General features: G+C 71.8%; 15 protein-coding genes. 11 read left to right on the forward strand and 4 right to left on the reverse strand.

The features are described from left to right. Positions 1-137 precede the first annotated feature (137 nt). Positions 138-410 carry a hypothetical protein gene (locus A3862_RS20465; protein ID WP_043757373.1) on the reverse strand — a complete coding sequence of 91 codons (273 nt, stop codon included), beginning with the start codon at positions 408-410 and terminating at the stop codon, positions 138-140. A 143-nt stretch (positions 411-553) separates the two neighbouring features. Here A3862_RS20465 and A3862_RS20470 point away from each other — a divergent pair, with 143 nt between their 5' ends. The 8 genes from A3862_RS20470 to A3862_RS20505 all read left to right on the forward strand — a co-directional run bounded on the left by A3862_RS20470 (position 554) and on the right by A3862_RS20505 (position 10,961). Then, positions 554-1,057: a pyridoxamine 5'-phosphate oxidase family protein gene (locus tag A3862_RS20470; protein ID WP_043352302.1), complete on the forward strand. Its 504-nt coding sequence runs from the start codon at positions 554-556 to the stop codon at positions 1,055-1,057. Positions 1,058-1,179: 122 nt separating this feature from the next. Next, complete coding sequence (pncB, locus tag A3862_RS20475) at positions 1,180-2,472, forward strand: nicotinate phosphoribosyltransferase (protein WP_043757370.1); 1,293 nt, start codon at positions 1,180-1,182, stop codon at positions 2,470-2,472. Positions 2,473-2,585: 113 nt separating this feature from the next. Beyond that, positions 2,586-4,040 (forward strand): MmgE/PrpD family protein, encoded by a 1,455-nt coding sequence (locus A3862_RS20480; RefSeq protein WP_043757369.1) that lies wholly within the window; start codon positions 2,586-2,588, stop codon positions 4,038-4,040. Between the two features lie 114 nt (positions 4,041-4,154). Beyond that, entirely contained in the window at positions 4,155-6,209 is a 2,055-nt protein-coding gene (locus tag A3862_RS20485) for an AI-2E family transporter (protein ID WP_043757365.1), read from the forward strand. Positions 6,210-6,315: 106 nt separating this feature from the next. Then, complete coding sequence (hisN, locus tag A3862_RS20490) at positions 6,316-7,104, forward strand: histidinol-phosphatase (protein WP_111473923.1); 789 nt, start codon at positions 6,316-6,318, stop codon at positions 7,102-7,104. 139 nt (positions 7,105-7,243) lie between these two features. After that, entirely contained in the window at positions 7,244-8,380 is a 1,137-nt protein-coding gene (locus A3862_RS20495; RefSeq protein WP_111473924.1) for a hypothetical protein, read from the forward strand. A 72-nt stretch (positions 8,381-8,452) separates the two neighbouring features. Beyond that, a complete protein-coding gene (locus A3862_RS20500; RefSeq protein ID WP_043354447.1) occupies positions 8,453-9,898 on the forward strand; it encodes a YcjX family protein in 1,446 nt (481 codons plus the stop codon). A 31-nt stretch (positions 9,899-9,929) separates the two neighbouring features. Continuing rightward, positions 9,930-10,961: a YcjF family protein gene (locus tag A3862_RS20505; RefSeq protein WP_043757359.1), complete on the forward strand. Its 1,032-nt coding sequence runs from the start codon at positions 9,930-9,932 to the stop codon at positions 10,959-10,961. A gap of 4 nt (positions 10,962-10,965) precedes the next feature. Here the strand turns inward: A3862_RS20505 and A3862_RS20510 are convergent, their stop codons facing one another. The 3 genes from A3862_RS20510 to A3862_RS20520 all read right to left on the reverse strand — a co-directional run bounded on the left by A3862_RS20510 (position 10,966) and on the right by A3862_RS20520 (position 13,020). After that, positions 10,966-11,193: a hypothetical protein gene (locus A3862_RS20510; protein ID WP_012319110.1), complete on the reverse strand. Its 228-nt coding sequence runs from the start codon at positions 11,191-11,193 to the stop codon at positions 10,966-10,968. Positions 11,194-11,342: 149 nt separating this feature from the next. Then, complete coding sequence (locus A3862_RS20515) at positions 11,343-11,900, reverse strand: RBBP9/YdeN family alpha/beta hydrolase (protein WP_043354436.1); 558 nt, start codon at positions 11,898-11,900, stop codon at positions 11,343-11,345. Positions 11,901-11,946: 46 nt separating this feature from the next. Continuing rightward, on the reverse strand, positions 11,947-13,020 hold the full coding sequence (locus A3862_RS20520; RefSeq protein WP_043354434.1) for a UV damage endonuclease UvsE: 1,074 nt from the start codon (positions 13,018-13,020) through the stop codon (positions 11,947-11,949). Between the two features lie 113 nt (positions 13,021-13,133). Between A3862_RS20520 and A3862_RS20525 the strand changes: the two genes are divergently transcribed. From A3862_RS20525 to A3862_RS20535, 3 genes are all read left to right on the forward strand, one after another. Next, positions 13,134-14,324, forward strand: a complete 1,191-nt coding sequence (locus A3862_RS20525; protein ID WP_043354433.1) for a YihY/virulence factor BrkB family protein — start codon at positions 13,134-13,136, stop codon at positions 14,322-14,324. A 100-nt stretch (positions 14,325-14,424) separates the two neighbouring features. Next, a complete protein-coding gene (msrB, locus tag A3862_RS20530; protein WP_043354431.1) occupies positions 14,425-14,835 on the forward strand; it encodes a peptide-methionine (R)-S-oxide reductase MsrB in 411 nt (136 codons plus the stop codon). Positions 14,836-15,154: 319 nt separating this feature from the next. Further along, on the forward strand, positions 15,155-16,129 hold the full coding sequence (locus A3862_RS20535; protein ID WP_075380212.1) for a hypothetical protein: 975 nt from the start codon (positions 15,155-15,157) through the stop codon (positions 16,127-16,129). Positions 16,130-16,202 lie beyond the last annotated feature (73 nt).

The following is a 16,202-nucleotide window of genomic DNA, read 5'->3' on the forward strand; positions in this document are numbered from 1 at the left end:
AAGTATGCCCGTGCATGTAACCGAGCGGGCCGAGAACACCAGACCCCGCGTCCTCAATCGACGACCGGCCCGATCGCCTGCGTCCCGACGCCCGTCCCGGCCGGATCGGCCTCACGCCGCTCCGCGGTCGTCTTCGGTCATCGCGGTCGAGCGATGAGGTTACAGTCTTCCATGGGTCCGCGCACCACGGTCCCGTCGCCGCGCCGGTAGACGCCGTGACGCAGGCGGCGGCAGCCGAGGGGGCCACGCAGGCGCTTCACGCGCTCGATATGGACGCTGCCATAGCGCCGGTGCGAGAAGTCATGCCCGCCGATGCGCACGCCCGGGCCGAAGCGCACCTCGGCCGCGGCCGGCCGCAGGCTGAGGCCGAGGGTGACCCGCACCAGCGGCACCGCCGCACGGACGATCATCCGAACGCGTTTCATCCGAACCTCCGTCACCGCACGGGCAAGCTGAACCAACGGGAGATTGATCCGTTGTCGGGGCAGCCTTCGGCGGCCCCCCTCTCGGTGAGGCCCGCCGGGACCGACACGACGCGTAGGAGACCATTTTCATGCATCAGGGCAACCACCGCGACCACGAAGGCGCGAAGAAGCTGTTCGAGCTCATCAAGGACGTGAAGATCGCCATGATGACCACCGTCGATTCCGACGGCACGCTCAACAGCCGCCCGATGTGGAACAACGATGCCGACGAGAACGGCGACCTGTGGTTCTTCACCAAGCTGCACTCGCCCAAGACGACGGAGATCAGCCGCGACAACCAGATCAACCTCGCCTATTCCGACCCGTCGAGCCAGAACTACGTCTCGGTGGCCGGCAAGGCCGAGATCGTCCGCGATCAGGCGATCATCGACGCCAAGTGGAATGAGAGCCTGAAGACGTGGTTCCCCAACGGCAAGAATGATCCCGAGGTGGCGCTGATCCGCGTCCATCCGGAGAAGGGCGAGTACTGGGACAGCCCCAACAGCACGATGCTGCACCTCTACGGCTACGTGAAGGCCTCCCTCACCGGCGAGAGCCCCAAGACCGAGACCAAGAAGGTCGACCTCGCCTGAGGATCGGTCTTCAGGACAGGCGTTCGCACGGGCGGCTTCCGGGAGGAGGCCGCCCGTCTTCTTGACGGGCGCGGGCTCGGCATGCGCTCTGCGCCATCGAAGCGCGGCAGAGTGCGAAAAGAATGCTCGATCTGGCGAAGCGGGTCTACGATCACAGTTTCCGCATCGACCCGATCGTGCGGTCGCTGCTCGACACCGATTTCTACAAGCTGCTGATGGCGCAGACGATCCTGCGCCGGCACCCCGCGATCGAGACCACCTTCGGCATCACCAACCGCACGCGGCGCATCCGCATCGCCGATGAGGTCGATGCCGGCCTGCTGCGCGAACAGCTCGATCACGCCCGGACGTTGCGGCTGAGCAAGAGCGAGATCACCTGGCTGCGCGGCAACGTCTTCCGCGGCCAGGGGCGCATCCTCGGGCCGGAATTCGTGGCGTGGTTCGAGACCTTCCGGCTCCCCGACTACGAGCTCGCCGTCCATGACGGCCAGTACGAGCTGACCTTCCACGGTCCCTGGATCGAGACCACGATGTGGGAGGTCCCGGCGCTCGCGATCCTCAACGAGCTGCGGGCGCGCGCCGTGCTGCGGGGCCTCGGCAAGCTCGACCTTCAGGTGCTCTACGCCCGGGCCATGACGCGGGTCTGGGAGAAGATCGAGCGGCTGCAGAAGCTGCCGGACCTGTCGGTGGCGGATTTCGGCACGCGCCGCCGCCACGGCTTCCTCTGGCAAGACTGGTGCGTGCAGGCCATGGCCGAAGGCTTGGGCGGCGCGTTCCTCGGCACCTCGAACTGCCTGATCGCCGCGCGGCAGGAGGTCGAGCCGGTGGGCACCAACGCCCACGAGTTGCCGATGGTCTACGCCGCCCTCGCCGAGGACGACGGGGCGCTCTCCGCCGCGCCCTACGCGGTGCTGGCCGACTGGCAGGAGGATTACGGCGGCAACCTGCTGGTGATCCTGCCCGACACCTACGGGACCACCGGATTCCTGGCCAATGCTCCCGACTGGGTCAGCGACTGGACCGGCATCCGCATCGATTCGAAGGATCCGATCGAGGGCGGCGAGGAGGTGATCCGGTTCTGGCAGGCGCGCGGGCACGATCCGCGGGACAAGCTCGCGATCTTCTCCGACGGGCTCGACATCGACGAGATCGAGCGCATCCACGCCCGGTTCCACGGGCGCATGCGCATCGGCTACGGCTGGGGCACGCTGCTCACCAACGATTTCCGCGGCCTCCTGCCGGACGGCAAGCTCGATCCGGTCTCCATCGTCTGCAAGGTCACGGAGGCGAAGGGCCGACCCACCGTGAAACTCTCCGACAATCCCACCAAGGCGCAGGGCCCGGCCGACGAGGTCGCCCGCTACCGGCGGGTCTTCGGCGTGGGCGAGCAGGAGGCGCTGCCGGTGCTGGTCTGAGAGCGGTGTCAGACCGGGCGCGATGAAACGCCCCGGCTGACCGGACACAATCGAATTCATTATCATGTCGACCAACCGGAGCCGCCGGGAGCGGCCCTGCCTGGGAGAACGCCATGTCGATGAATCGCCGCTCGCTCATCGGGGCCGCGGGGCTCGCCCTCGCGACGCCCGCGCTGCAGGCCGGAGAGGCCGCCGAGGCGGCAAAGCCCGCCGCCAAGACGCCGCCGCCGCACGTCACGAAGATCCTCGCCCAATGGATCCTGGGGTCGTCCTACGACACGCTGCCCGATCCGGTCCGCCGCGAGAGCGTGCGCAGCGTCCTCAACTGGGTGGGGGTGGCGATCGGCGGCTCGCACCATGAGACCGTGGACGTGGCGGTCTCGGCGCTGCAGCCCTTCTCGGGTCCGCCCCAGGCCGGGCTGTTCGGCCGGACCGAGCGGTTCGACATCCTGAACGCCGCCTTCCTCAACGGCGTGTCGAGCCACATCTTCGACTTCGACGACACCCACCTGAAGACGATCATCCACCCCGCCGGCCCGGTCGCCTCGGCGATCCTGGCCTATGCGGAGATGAAGCCGGTCACCGGCAGGGCCTTCCTCGACGCCCTCGTGGTCGGGATCGAGACCGAGTGCCGGATCGGCAATGCCGTCTACCCGAACCATTACGATGCGGGCTGGCACATCACCGGCACCTGCGGGCCGTTCGGCGCCGCGGCGGCCGCCGGGAAACTGATGGGCCTCACCGAGCAGCAGATGGTCTACGCGCTGGGGCTCGCCGCCTCGCAGCCCGTGGGCCTGCGCGAATCGTTCGGCTCGATGAACAAGAGCTTCAACCCGGGCCGGGCAGCCTCCAACGGCCTGTTCGCCGCGATCCTGGCGGCGAAGGGCTTCACCTCGTCGGACGGGATGATCGAGGCGAAGCGCGGCTGGGCGAACACGATCTCCACCAAGCAGGACTGGTCGGAGATCACCGACGGCCTCGGCAGCCGCTACGAGGCGCAGCTGAACACCTACAAGCCCTTCGCCTGCGGCATCGTCATGCACCCGACGATCGACGCGGCGATCCAGATCCGCGACGCCGACCACGTCCGGCCGGACGACATCAAGCGCGTCGACCTGAAGGTCCATCCGCTGGTGCTGGAGCTGACCGGCAAGACCGCGCCGAAGACAGGCCTGGAAGGCAAGTTCAGCATCTACCACGCGGCGGCGGTGGCCTTCGTGGAGGGCGCGGGCGGCGAGAAGCAGTTCAGCGACCGGGCGGTGAACGATCCGCGCGTGGTGGCGCTGCGCCAGAAGGTGGTCCCGGTGATCACCCCCGGCATCGAGCCCGCGCAGGTCGACATGACCGTGACGCTGAACGACGGGCGGACCGTCCACCGGTACATCGAGCATGCCATCGGCAGCGTAGAGAAGCCGATGTCCGATGCGCAGCTGGACGCGAAGTTCGCCGATCTCGCCGCCGGAATCCTCCCGGAGGCGCAGGCCAAGCGGGTGATGCAGCTGTGCCGGTCGCTGCCCGAACTGAAGGATGCGGGCGACGTGGCGCGGGCCGGCGTGTCGGGGGCGTAGACGGCCGGCGCAGCCCGCGGGATCATTTTCAGCCCCCGTGCCGTTCCCCGTGCGCGTGGCTTCCGTTGCTCCCGGCGGAGGCCCGCACGTCGCGTACGGGATGCGGATCAGCGTATGGGTACCAAAACCCCGGTCGGGGTCGAACCGGCAGCCCGGTCCAGGGCGCCTCTGCTTCCGCCGCGGCCGACCCGCGTCGCCGCGGCCGAGACGCCGCGGGCCTCCATGGCGTCGCCCGTGGTTGTCGGGGCGACCATCATCGCGGCCCTGTATTTCGGTCGCGAGATCTTCATCCCCATCGCGATCGCGTTGCTCCTGTCGTTCGTGCTCACCCCGCTGGTGAACCGCCTGCGGCGGCTCCGGCTGCCCCGGCTGGTGGCGGTCGGCGTCAGCGTGGGTCTGACCCTGGGCATCGTGGCCGCCCTGGCGACCCTGATCGGCATCCAGGCGGCGGATCTCGCGGGCGACGTCCCGCGCTACCGGGCCACCATCGAGCGCAAGATCAACGGGCTGCGCGACTCGCCCGTCGGACACGCCACGGAATACGTCGCCAATATCGGGCGGGCGCTCCATGGCGGCGCCAAGGAGGTGAACAACCCGGAGGGCCAGCCGCCCGCGCCGCCGACACCGCCGCCGACGCCGCCGGGTCCCGAGCAGCCCCAGGCCGCGCCGAAACCCGTCCTGGTCGAGGTCGCCGCGAGCCCGCCGGGCCCGATCGAGATGCTGTCCACCGTGCTCTCGCCGGTGATGCATCCGCTGGCGACGGTCGGCATCGTCTTCGTGGTGCTGCTGTTCGTGCTGATGCAGCGCGAGGATCTGCGCGACCGCATGATCCGGCTGGCGGGATCGAGCGACCTGCACCGGACCACCGTGGCGATCGACGACGCCGCGAAGCGGCTCAGCCGCTACTTCGTGGTGCAGCTCGCCCTCAACGCCGCCTTCGGGATCGTGATCGGCATCGGCCTCTACGTGATCGGCGTGCCGAATCCGGTGCTCTGGGCGATCTTCGCGGCCCTGATGCGCTTCGTGCCGTATCTGGGGGCCGTCCTGTCGGCCCTCCTGCCGATGGCGCTCGCCGCCGCGGTCGATCCCGGCTGGAACATGATGATCGCCGTGGCGATCCTGTTCGTCGTGCTGGAGCCGCTCACCGGCCAGGTCTTCGAGCCGATCGTCTACGGGCAATCCACCGGGCTCTCACCCTTCGCGGTCCTGGTCTCGGCGCTGTTCTGGACCTGGCTGTGGGGACCGGTCGGCCTGCTGCTCTCTACGCCGCTCACCGTCTGCCTCGTCGTGCTCGGTCGCTACGTGGAGCGTCTGGAATTCCTGGACGTGCTGTTCGGCGACCGGCCGGCCCTGACCCCCGTCCAGAATTTCTATCAGCGGGTCCTGGCGGGCGATGCCGAGGAGGTGCTGGGCCATGCCGAGCTGATCCTGCAGCAATGCTCGCTCTCGTCCTATTACGACGACGTGGTGCTCAAGGCCCTCGAACTCGCCGCCCAGGACGCGGCCCGGGGGGTGCTGACCGCCCGGCAGAAGGCGGCGATGCGCGCGGCCCTCGCCGAGCTGATCGCCGACCTCTCCGACCGGAGCGACGCCGTCGCGGCCGCGTCCGGCGACGGGGAGGAGGGCGCCTGCAGCGCGCTGCCGATGGGTCCGACCCCAGAGGCGCTCTCCGAGGACTGGACCCGCGCGGGCGCGGTCCTGTGCGTCGCGGGCCGCGGCTTCCTGGACGAGGCCGCGGCTGCGATCCTCGCACAGATCCTGGAGAAGCGCGGCCTCGGCGTCCGCACGATCCCCTTCGCCGAGACGGCTTCCGCGCGGATCGGGCGATTCGATCCGGGGACGGCGCGCATGGTCTGCGTGGTCTCCCTCGCCCTCGACGGCGAGCCGACCCATCTGCGCCGGCTGATCCGCCGGCTGAAGGGTCGGTTGCCCGGGGTGCCGATCCTGCTCGGCCTGTGGCTCGCCCAGGATGACGGGGCGAGCCGCCTCGCCGGCGGACCGGGGGGCGCCGCGGAGGCCGATGGGCAGGTGGGGTCGCTGCGCGAGGCCGTCGAGGCGGTCCTGGCGCAGGCGGACGCCACCGGTGCAGCCGGAACCGGCGCGGCGCCGGACGGCGCCCCGGACCCGGAACGCGGGGCGCCGCGTCTGCCGGCCTCGGCCGACGCATGAGCCCGGGGGGCTTGACGGGCGGGGGGGCGCCCCGGTTTCGTCGGGATCGGGCAGTCGATCGGGCAGTCGGTCGGGCGGCCTTCGGGCACAGCAGGGAACGGAACGGATGAGCGTCGTCGAACTCGGACGGTTCATGGACGACCTCGCGGACGCGTCCGGCAAGGCGATCCTGCCTTTCTTCCGCGCCCAGTTCGGCCTCGACGACAAGTCCCGCGGCGGAGCGCCGTTCGACCCGGTCACCGAGGCCGACCGGGCCGCCGAGGTCGTGCTCCGGGCGATGATCGGCCAGACCTTTCCGGGCCACGGCATCCTCGGCGAGGAATTCGGCTCGGAGCGCACCGACGCCGAATGCGTCTGGGTCCTCGACCCGATCGACGGCACCCGGGCCTTCATCGGAGGCCTGCCGACCTGGGGCACGCTGATCGGGCTGAGCCGCAACGGCGTCCCGGTGCGCGGAATGATGCACCAACCCTATCTGGCGGAGCGCTTCACCGGGGACGGGCGCAGCGCGCGCCTGCGTGCGCCGTCGGGCGAGCGGACACTGCGGACACGGCGCTGCGCGGACCTCGCCCAGGCGATCCTGGCCACCACGGATCCGCGCCTGTTCGCGGCGGGCGCGGAGGCCGAGCGCTTCCGGTCGCTGGAGGGGCAGGTGCGGATGTCCCGCTACGGCGCCGATTGCTACGCCTACTGCATGCTGGCCGCCGGCCAGATCGACCTCGTCGTCGAGGCCGGGCTGAAGCCCTACGACATCGTCGCCCTCATCCCGATCGTCGAGGGGGCCGGGGGGCGTGTCACGGCCTGGGACGGCGGTCCCGCCGCGGGCGGCGGGCGCGTGATCGCGGCGGGCGACCCGCGGCTGCACGAGGCGGCGCTCAAGGTGCTGAACCCGTGAGGCGGCGGCGGCGCACGGCCATGTCTTTGAGCGGGGAAACGGACGGGCGCGCCGCGGTCGGAGGCACGCGCTCTCCCGCGCCCCTGTGCAGGGGGCGGGAGCGCGTGGGGACTCCGATCCGCCGACAGGATCCATCCGCGTGCTGCTGAACGCGCTGATCCTGTTGACGACCCTGGTCCCCCGAGCCGAGGCCGGCGCGGCAGGCCTCGCGCACGCCCTGCCGCCCCTCGCCGCGGCCTCCGCCCCGGCTGAAAGCCCGCCCCCGCGCTTCGATCCCGCCACCCGCTCGGTCTCAAACTGGCACGCCCAGACCGGCGCGCAGCTGATGCCGCGGGCGCTGGCGGTCACGGCCTCGCTGGCGGAGGATCCGCCCTACGTCGCCCGCTGCGTGCGGCTCAACAACGGCTGGTGCATCAAGTCCGCCCGCTGGTCCGGCGAGATCGGCGCCGACGGGGAGGGCCACACCGCCTTCGCCACCCTCGAGGACGGCGCCGATGCCGCCGCGAGCCTGCTGCGGCGCTACTACCGCGATTACGGCCGGCGTACGGCGCTGGCCATCGTGCGCCGCTGGGCGCCGGCGGAGTGCCGCGTCGCGTCCGCACCCGCGCGGCCGGGGCGCTCGGCCGTGACCCCCGCTGTCTCGGCGGCCCTCGCGCCGCGGGGCCTCGGGCGGACCCTCCGGGCCCGCTATCTCGCCGCGCACCGCCCCGGCGGGGCGCCACGGGGCCGAGCGGCCCTGCGGGTGCAGCCCTGGTCACCCCTCGCCCGGATGGCCGGCCGTCCCGCCCGCCGCCCAGCTGCCGTGCCGCGCGTGGCGATGCTTCAGCCGGTGCCCGACATCGCGGCCGGGATCGCCTCGTCGGCCGAGCCGGCGCGGCCGGCCCGGAGCGTCGCCGATCCGACGGCGCTCCTCGAGCGGAAGACGGCGAGCCGGGTTCCGAGTGCCGAGCGGATGGTGGCCGAATCCGCGCTGCTGCCGGCGATCGCCGCCGGCCTGCCAGTCCTCGACCTGCGCCTGCCGGCCCCGCTCTGCACCGGCGACGAGGTCCGGATCCAGGCCTATGCCGGTCGGATCAGCGCCAGCGTCGGCCTGAAGCCCGGCGACGACCTCGACCTGTTCGGGCCGGACGGCACGCCGCGCGCCAATCTGGCCCCGGTGATGCAGGTGATGTCGGCGGTGGAACTCGGCACGCTCCGGGCCGGCCCGGACCTCGTCGCCGGAGCGATCGCACGGCTGAGGCCGCTCACGCCCGCCGCCATCGGTGCAACGCCTTAGCGTCAAGCCTTGCGGTTCGGCCCCCGCCGCGCCACCTCTGCCCGGCCTGTTCCCCTCACGACGAGCCCGCCCGTGCCCCTGATCGACCTTGCCGCGCGCGCCGGCTCGGCCGTCAAAGCCTTCGCCGAAGCCTCGCACGACCTGCTGGTCCAGCCGACCCTGCGGCTGGGCGTGACCGGGCTCGCGCGCTCGGGCAAGACCGTCTTCACCACGGCCCTGATCCACCACCTCGTGGAGACGCACGCGCTGCCGGCCTTCGCCCCCGCGCAGGAGGGCCGCCTGCGCCGCGCCAAGCTGGTGCCCCAACCCGACGACGACGTGCCGCGCTTCCCCTTCGAGGAGCATTTCGCCACGCTCACCGAGGCGCGGTGCTGGCCGCGCTCCACCGACCGGATCAGCCAGTTCCGCCTGGAGATCGCCTACGAGCGTGCCGCCGGCTGGCGCACCGGCCCGGCCACCCTGATGCTCGACGTGGTCGATTACCCGGGCGAATGGCTCCTCGACCTCGCCCTGATCGAGACCAGCTACACGGCGTGGTCCCGGGCCACGATCGGCGGCACCCGCCGCCCCGGCCGCGCCGCCGTGGCGGCGCCCTGGCTCGCGGCGCTGAAGGGCTTCGATCCGAACGGCCCCCTCGACGAGGTCGCGGCCGAGCGGGCGAGCGACGCCTTCAAGACCTACCTCGCGGGCCTGCGCGCCGGCCCGGAAGCGGTGGCGACGACGCCGCCCGGCCGCTTCCTGATGCCCGGCGACCTCGCGGGCTCCCCGGCGCTGACCTTCGCGCCCCTCGACCGGCTCCCCGAGGCGATCGCGCCCGACAGCCTCGCGGGGCTGATGGAGCGGCGCTTCGAGGCCTACAAGACCAAGGTCGTGACGCCGTTCTTCCGCGACCATTTCCAGCGGGTCGACCGGCAGATCGTGCTGGTGGACGTGCTCTCGGCGGTCGATGCCGGCCCCACCGCCCTGGCCGAGCTGGAGGAGGCGCTGGACGCGGTGCTGCTCAGCCTCAACATCGGCCGCAACACGGTGCTGTCGCGGCTGTTCGCGCCGCGGGCCGACCGCGTGCTGTTCGCCGCCACCAAGGCCGACCACCTCCACCAGACGAGCCACGACCGGCTCGACGCCCTCCTGCGGCTTCTCGTATCCCGGGCGATGCGGCGGACGGAGGCGGCGGGCGCCCGGGTGGGCACGGTGGCGCTGGCCTCCGTGCGCGCCACCCGCGAGACCACCGTCCATGACGGGTCGGACACGCTGCGGGCGGTGGCCGGCACCCCGGAAGCCGGCGAGGTGGTGGGCGACGAGGTCTTCGACGGCAACAGCGAGGCCGCGATCTTCCCGGGCGAGCTGCCGGCCCGCGCCGAGGCGGTGCTGGAGGGCGCGGTGGAGCCGGGCTCGCTGCGCTTTCCGCGCTTCCGGCCGCCGCTGGTCAGGCCCGACGGGCTCGGCCGCCCCGGCCACCTGCCGCAGATCCGCCTGGACCGGGCGATGCAGTTCCTGATCGGCGACCGTCTGGCGTGACGATGTGTGCGACTCCGCGGAGCCTTCGAGCATGACCTCCGGCCAGAAACCCCGCGCCTTCCGGATCACGCCCGAGCTGGCCGCCGAGCCGAGCGTCATCACGACGCCGCTCGCCGCCCGGCCGCCCCAGGCCCGGATCGTGGACGAGCCCTTCGAGATCGTCGATGCCGCCGACGGCGTCGCCGTGCCGGTGGCGCCGCGGTCGCGCTCGCCCTGGGGCACCCTGTTCCTCTCGGCGGTGGGCGGCCTCGTCTCCCTCGGCGTCGGCCTGTCGGTCGAGCGGATGATCGCCGACCTGTTCCAGGCCGCCCCCTGGCTCGGCTGGGTGGCCCTCGCGCTTCTGGGACTTGCCGCGCTGGCGCTGCTCGCGATCGTGGTCCGGGAACTCGCCGGCCTGCGGCGCGAACGGAAGATCGAGCGCCTGCGCCAGTCGGCGCTGGACGCCCTCGCCACCCGCGACCACACCGGCGCGCAGGCGGTGGTGCAGGCGCTCTCGACCTTCTACGCCGACCGCGACACGCTGTCGGCGGGCCGCGCCCGGATCGACGCCGCCGCCGACGCGATCCTCGACGTGGACGACCGGATCGGGCTCGCCGAGCACGAGCTGCTGGCCGGGCTGGACCGGCAGGCGCGCAACGCCATCGCGACGACGGCCAAGCAGGTCTCGGCGGTGACCGCGCTCAGCCCGCGGGCGATCGTCGACGTGGCCTTCGTGGTGTTCGCGGCGGTGCGGCTGCTGCGCCGGATCGCGGCGATCTACGGCGGCCGGCCGGGCTTCCTGGGCTTCCTGCGGCTGGGGCGCGCGGCGCTCGCGCATCTCACCGTCACCGGCGGGATGGCGGTGGGCGAGAGCGTCATGCAGCAGGTTCTGGGGCTCGGGATCGCCGCCCGGGTCTCGGCCAAGCTGGGCGAGGGCGTGCTCAACGGGCTGATGACCGCCCGGTTCGGGCTCGCGGCCCTGAATGTCTGCCGTCCGCTGCCCTTCGTGCGGGAGGCCCCGCCGCGGCTCGCCGACGTCGCCGGCGAGCTGCTGCGCTCGGCCGAGGCCGAGCCGAAATCGTAGCGGGCTACTTGGCGCCCGCGGCGGCGCGGCGGTTGGCGATGCGGGAGAACATGTTGCCGGTATAGTCGGCGGTCTTCGGCTTCTCGGGCTCGCCGAGCTTGGCCTCGAAGGCCTCGATCCGCTTGAGCAGCGTCACGTCGTTGAACAGCGAGCTGTTGAAGTTGCTCTGGGCCCGGGGGCCGAGGGCGGTCTGCACCGCTTCGAGTCGTTCCAGAAGCTCTTTGCGCGTCACGGTGCTCTCCAGGGGCGGCTTCGGGACGAAGGACCGCCCGTACCGCCACTGAAGGGGGCGGTGGTAAACAGCGCGTTAATGCGGTGGCCGCGTCGGGGATCGGAGCCTGGTCGTCCGCGGGTTCCGTGCAGCCCTGCCATTCAGGTCCGTCACACGGACAGACCCTTCAGGAACCCGGCGAGCCGCATCAGCCCTTCGGGCCACGGCCCGTGCCCGCTCGCCACGTTGATATGGCCGGATTCGCCGGCATCGACCGTCAGCGAGCCCCAGGCATGGGCGAAGTCGTCGGCCCGCTCGTAGCGGCAATAGGGATCCGTCCGGCTGGCGACCAGAAGCGACGGGAAGGGCAGGGGGTCCCGCGGCACCGGCGCGAAGACGCGCGCCGCCGCGGGCACGTCGGGGTTTTCCTCCACGTCCGGGACGGAGACCAGCAGGGCGCCGCGCACCACCCCCGCGGGGAAGTGCGGCACCGCCTCGACGCAGGCCACGACGCCGAGGCTATGGGCGATCAGGATGACCGGCCGGGTCGCCGCTGCGACCGCCTCGGCGATGCGCCCGCACCACGCCTCCGGTGTCGGGGCGTGCCACTGGTCCTGCTCCACCACCCGCGCCGTGGCGAGGCGGCCCGCCCAGCGGGCCTGCCAATGGTCTTCCTCGGAACCTCCAAGCCCCGGGACGATGAGGATGTCGCAATCGGCGGTCTTCATGTCGGATTGCCTAGAGCGGACCGGCGGAGACGTCGAGACCGCCCCGTCATTCGGCCGCGATCGGCGCGGCCTGCTCCAGCGCCTGGATGTGACGGGCGATCTGCATGGAGGCGCGGTTCTTCGCCTTGGCCTCGATCTCGAAATCCGCCCAGGCGAGATGGCGGGCGACGAGATCGTTCACCGCCCGGTTCCACATCATGTCGGAATGGGCCGCGAGATCCCGGACCGCGTGACCGGCCCCGCGCAGGGCGGGGAAGTCGGGCAGGGCGTCCGGATCGCAGTCGGACGAGACCGCCTCGCGCGACACGCTGATATGGGCCACGGGCCGCACGCCGCGCCAGGACTCCGTCACCCGGGCGATCCGGGGATCGTCCGGTTCGAGGTATGCGCCGCCGCTCTCGACCCAGTGGTGGTGCAGGTCGAGCACCACCGGCACGATGTCGGCGAGTTGCAGCACCGCGTCGAGGCCGAAGACGTTCTCGTCGTTCTCCACGGTGACGAGGTCGCGCGCCACCCGGCTCGCCCGGGGCAGGGTCTCGCGGAAGCCCGCGACCCCGGGGTCGCCGGCGCCGACATGGATGTTGATGTGGGCGCCGTGCGGGTGCCAGCCGCCGCCGTAGCCCATCCGGTCGAAGATCTCGGCGTGGTAGTCGAGTTCCGACAGGCCGTTCGCGATGGCGGCCGGGTTGCGGCTCGCCAGCAGGCAGAACGGCCCCGGATGGAAGCTCAGGCGCACGCCGAGCCGGCGTGCGAGGGCTCCGGCCTCCGCGAGGCCGCGCTCGACCAGCGCCGCCATCTCGGGCTCGGCGTAGATCGCCTGCGCGATGGGGTGGGTGTAGCCCGGCAGGACGTTGCTCGCCATGCGCAGGAGGCGCTCCAGGGGCGGCCGGGCCCCGACCCAGGCGATCTGGCGGGCCAGCGCGGCGAGGTTGTGGGCGACGAGGCCGGCGAGCTTGGCCCGCCGGGCGGCGGGCTCCAGCTTGGTGAGATGGGCCATGGTCACGCTGGTGAGGTTCATGTGCAGCGTGGCCTCCCGCTCCGCCTTGAGGGTGGCGTGGGTGCCGGGAGGCTCGTCCAGGACAAACTTGCAGCAGAATCCGAGGCGGGGCTGAGCGTGCATAACGGGCACAACGCGCGGAGGGCCGCAGCGTCCCCGCCAAATGCGCGGAACGGCCACGGCACGACGACGTTGGGAGTCCCGAGCGCGGCAGTTCCGCGCACTGGCCCCGATATATGCCTCCGTCACCGTCGCGTTCGACCGGACCATCCGAGACCGGCTCGATCCTCTGGATCCTGATGCTCGGCTCGGCTTTGGTCGCCCTCGCGGCGGCGCCGGCGCGGCGCGGCGTGTCGGCGGCTCCCCCCGCGAGCGAACCGCCCAGCGACCGCGAGCCGACGGCCGACGATCGGGGTTTGCAGAAGGGTGTGGCCGCGGGCGCGCGCTCGATCTCGGGGCGCGCCGCGCAGCTCACCGCCGCGACGCAGGCCGAGCGGGGCCGCGCCGCCGACAGCCCCACCGAGATGACGCGGTCCGGCTGGAAGGACATCGCCGTCCGGGTCTACCTGGAGTTCAACAAGGACCGGGTGCTGGCGGTCGCCGCCGGGGTGACCTTCTACTCGCTGCTGTCGCTGTTTCCCGCCATCGCCGCGCTGGTCTCCTGCTACGGCCTGTTCGCCGACGTGACCGTCATCAACGATCACCTCGCCCAGCTTCACGCGGTCCTGCCGTCCGGCGCGGTCGAACTCATCGGCGATCAGGTCAAGCGCATCGCCGCCAAGGGCAGCGGATCCCTCAGCATCACGTTCTTCTCCAGCCTGCTGCTGTCGCTCTGGAGCGCCAACGCGGCCATGAAGGCGATGTTCGATGCGTTGAACGTGGTCTACGAGGAGGAGGAGAAGCGCAATTTCTTCTGGCTGAACCTCCGGTCCCTCACCTTCACGGTGGGGGCTCTGCTGTTCATCATCATCGCGCTCAACGTGATCGTGGTCGTGCCGGTGGTGCTGAACTTCCTGGGCCTCGGCTCGACCGCGTGGCTGCTCGCGGCCCTGCGCTGGCCGGCGATCCTGATCGTCCTGCTCGGCGGCCTGTCGGTGCTCTACCGCTTCGGGCCGAGCCGGGAACATGCCCGCTGGCGCTGGGTCGGGGTCGGCAGCGTGGTCGCGGGCCTGCTCTGGCTCATCGCCTCGCTCCTGTTCTCCTGGTACGTCGCCAGCTTCGGCACCTACAACGAGACCTACGGCTCGCTGGGCGCGGTGATCGGCTTCATGACCTGGATCTGGATCTCCTCGACGATCGTGCTGCTCGGCGGCGAGATCAACGCCGAGCTGGAGCACCAGACCGCCCGCGACACCACCACGGGCGCGCCGCTGCCGATGGGCTTGCGCCGGGCGCGGATGGCCGACACCGTCGGCGCGGCCGCCTGACCGCGGCCTCGCCGGTGCCGGACGCGGCATTGCGATACGCTCCGGGACTGCCGAAAACCGTGCGCAATCCCTATATAGCCTCGCGAAAAGGGAGATCGCCATGGCCGACACGCCGACCACCAGCCCGGACACCCGCAGCGACGCGGAATGGCGCTCGACGCTGACGCCGGAGCAGTACCGGGTCCTGCGCGAGCACGGCACCGAGCGGGCCGGCACGAGCTGCCTGCTCGCCGAGAAGCGCGCCGGCACCTTCACCTGCGCCGGCTGCGGGCAGCCGCTGTTCGAGCAGGGCACCAAGTTCGAATCCGGGACCGGCTGGCCGAGCTTCTTCGAGCCCCTGCCGGGCGCCGTCGAGACCACGGTGGACCGCAGCCACTGGATGGTCCGCACCGAGGTCCACTGCGCCCGCTGCCAGGGCCATCTCGGCCACGTCTTCGACGACGGCCCGGCTCCGACCGGCCTGCGCTACTGCATGAACGGCGCGGCGATGAATTTCGAGCCCGCGGAATGAGGCGCGTTCCGGCCTAACCTGGGTTCGGAATTCGGGCTCAAAAGCCGGGATATCGGGGATAGAAGGCGCCGCGGCCGGAGCCTCGACCCGATCCGGTCTTGATTTCGTCGCGTTTTTGCTTAGCGCTCTATAGTCTCAGGTTGTCGCTGTCCGGTGATTGGCGACGGAAGCGGTCAGGCTCTGACGAATACGGTGTGGCAGTCCAGCTTATACGCCGTGCGGGTCGGTTCCACTTGCACCCTTCCGTGCGGCCCGGCGGCGCTGAGGGCTGTCCGCCGGATCGGCGCACTGCCGACCAAGCGGGAGGGGTTTTGAGTTCATGAGCACCGTTCGCCGATTTCTGGTCGCACCGTCCCTGGTCCGCCTGATCCGCAAGGAGCGGGGCGGCGCCCGGATCACCGAGGGGCACTTCGCCCCGCAGGGTGGCCGCGCGTCCTATGTGCGTGTCGACGGCCAAGTCTGCCAGCTGGTCCTGGTGAACAAGGGGGCGGACGGCATCCCGGTCGAGGAGCGCACCGACGTGCCGCGCGCCCACGGCGACGCCCTGCTGGACGTCTGCCCCGGGAAGGCCGCCTACGACCGCACCACCCTGAATGCCGGCGGCCGCGAGATCGCCATCGACCGCTACGTCACACCCGGCAGCCTGGACCTGATCAGCATCACCTTCGACAATGACGGCGATGCCGCGGCCTTCCATGCCCCGAGCTGGTTCGGCCGGGAGGTCAGCAACGAGCCGGCCTTCGAGCGGCAGGCCCTCGCGATCCAGGGCGTGCCGGCCGCCGAGGAGGTGGCGCTGAGCAACGCCGCGCTCGACGCGGTGCTGGACCTGATCGAGCCCCGGTTCGGCTTCGGCCGCTACGGCAGCAGCAGCCGGAACGCCGAGTCCGACGAGGGTGCGACGAGCGCCATGCGCCGGGCCGTGACGCCGGCCGCCGCGGCTGCCCCGGCCGCCGCGCCGGTCGTTCCGGCGCCTCCGGCCCCGGAGCCGGCTGCGGCCGCGCGCCCGCCCGAACCGGCCCCCGAGCATCACCCCGAGCCGGAGCCTCAGCCGGAGCCCGCGCCGGAGGCGGCCGCGCCCGCCGAGACGCCCGCCGCCCCGACCGGCCCGGGGGACCCCTTGCACGGGGATGCCCGCATCGACGACGTCATCGAGAGCCTGTCCCAGGCGCTCGGTGCTGCGATCCACCAGCAGCCCGATCACGCGGCGGAGAACAAGGACGCGAAGAGCGAGGATCCCGCCTCGATGTTCGAGCGCTGGACCGTCCGGCCCCGCCGGACCCAGCAGCAGACCTGAGCCCACGATAAGGCGTCAAGCAAACGGGCCGCAGCGCAGATCGCGCTGCGGCCCGTCCGCGTTTCGGGACCCG

Source organism: Methylobacterium sp. XJLW (genome assembly GCF_003254375.1).
GTDB classification, from domain to species: Bacteria; Pseudomonadota; Alphaproteobacteria; order Rhizobiales; family Beijerinckiaceae; genus Methylobacterium; species Methylobacterium fujisawaense.

Bases quoted from the DNA above. Each gene is read 5' to 3' on its own strand.
- A3862_RS20465 (WP_043757373.1), bottom strand. From the start codon at position 410: ATGATCGTCCGTGCGGCGGTGCCGCTGGTGCGGGTCACCCTCGGCCTC.
- A3862_RS20470 (WP_043352302.1), top strand. From the start codon at position 554: ATGCATCAGGGCAACCACCGCGACCACGAAGGCGCGAAGAAGCTGTTC.
- pncB (WP_043757370.1), top strand. From the start codon at position 1,180: ATGCTCGATCTGGCGAAGCGGGTCTACGATCACAGTTTCCGCATCGAC.
- A3862_RS20480 (WP_043757369.1), top strand. From the start codon at position 2,586: ATGTCGATGAATCGCCGCTCGCTCATCGGGGCCGCGGGGCTCGCCCTC.
- A3862_RS20485 (WP_043757365.1), top strand. From the start codon at position 4,155: ATGGGTACCAAAACCCCGGTCGGGGTCGAACCGGCAGCCCGGTCCAGG.
- hisN (WP_111473923.1), top strand. From the start codon at position 6,316: ATGAGCGTCGTCGAACTCGGACGGTTCATGGACGACCTCGCGGACGCG.
- A3862_RS20505 (WP_043757359.1), top strand. From the start codon at position 9,930: ATGACCTCCGGCCAGAAACCCCGCGCCTTCCGGATCACGCCCGAGCTG.
- A3862_RS20515 (WP_043354436.1), bottom strand. From the start codon at position 11,900: ATGAAGACCGCCGATTGCGACATCCTCATCGTCCCGGGGCTTGGAGGT.
- A3862_RS20520 (WP_043354434.1), bottom strand. From the start codon at position 13,020: ATGCACGCTCAGCCCCGCCTCGGATTCTGCTGCAAGTTTGTCCTGGAC.
- A3862_RS20525 (WP_043354433.1), top strand. From the start codon at position 13,134: ATGCCTCCGTCACCGTCGCGTTCGACCGGACCATCCGAGACCGGCTCG.
- msrB (WP_043354431.1), top strand. From the start codon at position 14,425: ATGGCCGACACGCCGACCACCAGCCCGGACACCCGCAGCGACGCGGAA.
- A3862_RS20535 (WP_075380212.1), top strand. From the start codon at position 15,155: ATGAGCACCGTTCGCCGATTTCTGGTCGCACCGTCCCTGGTCCGCCTG.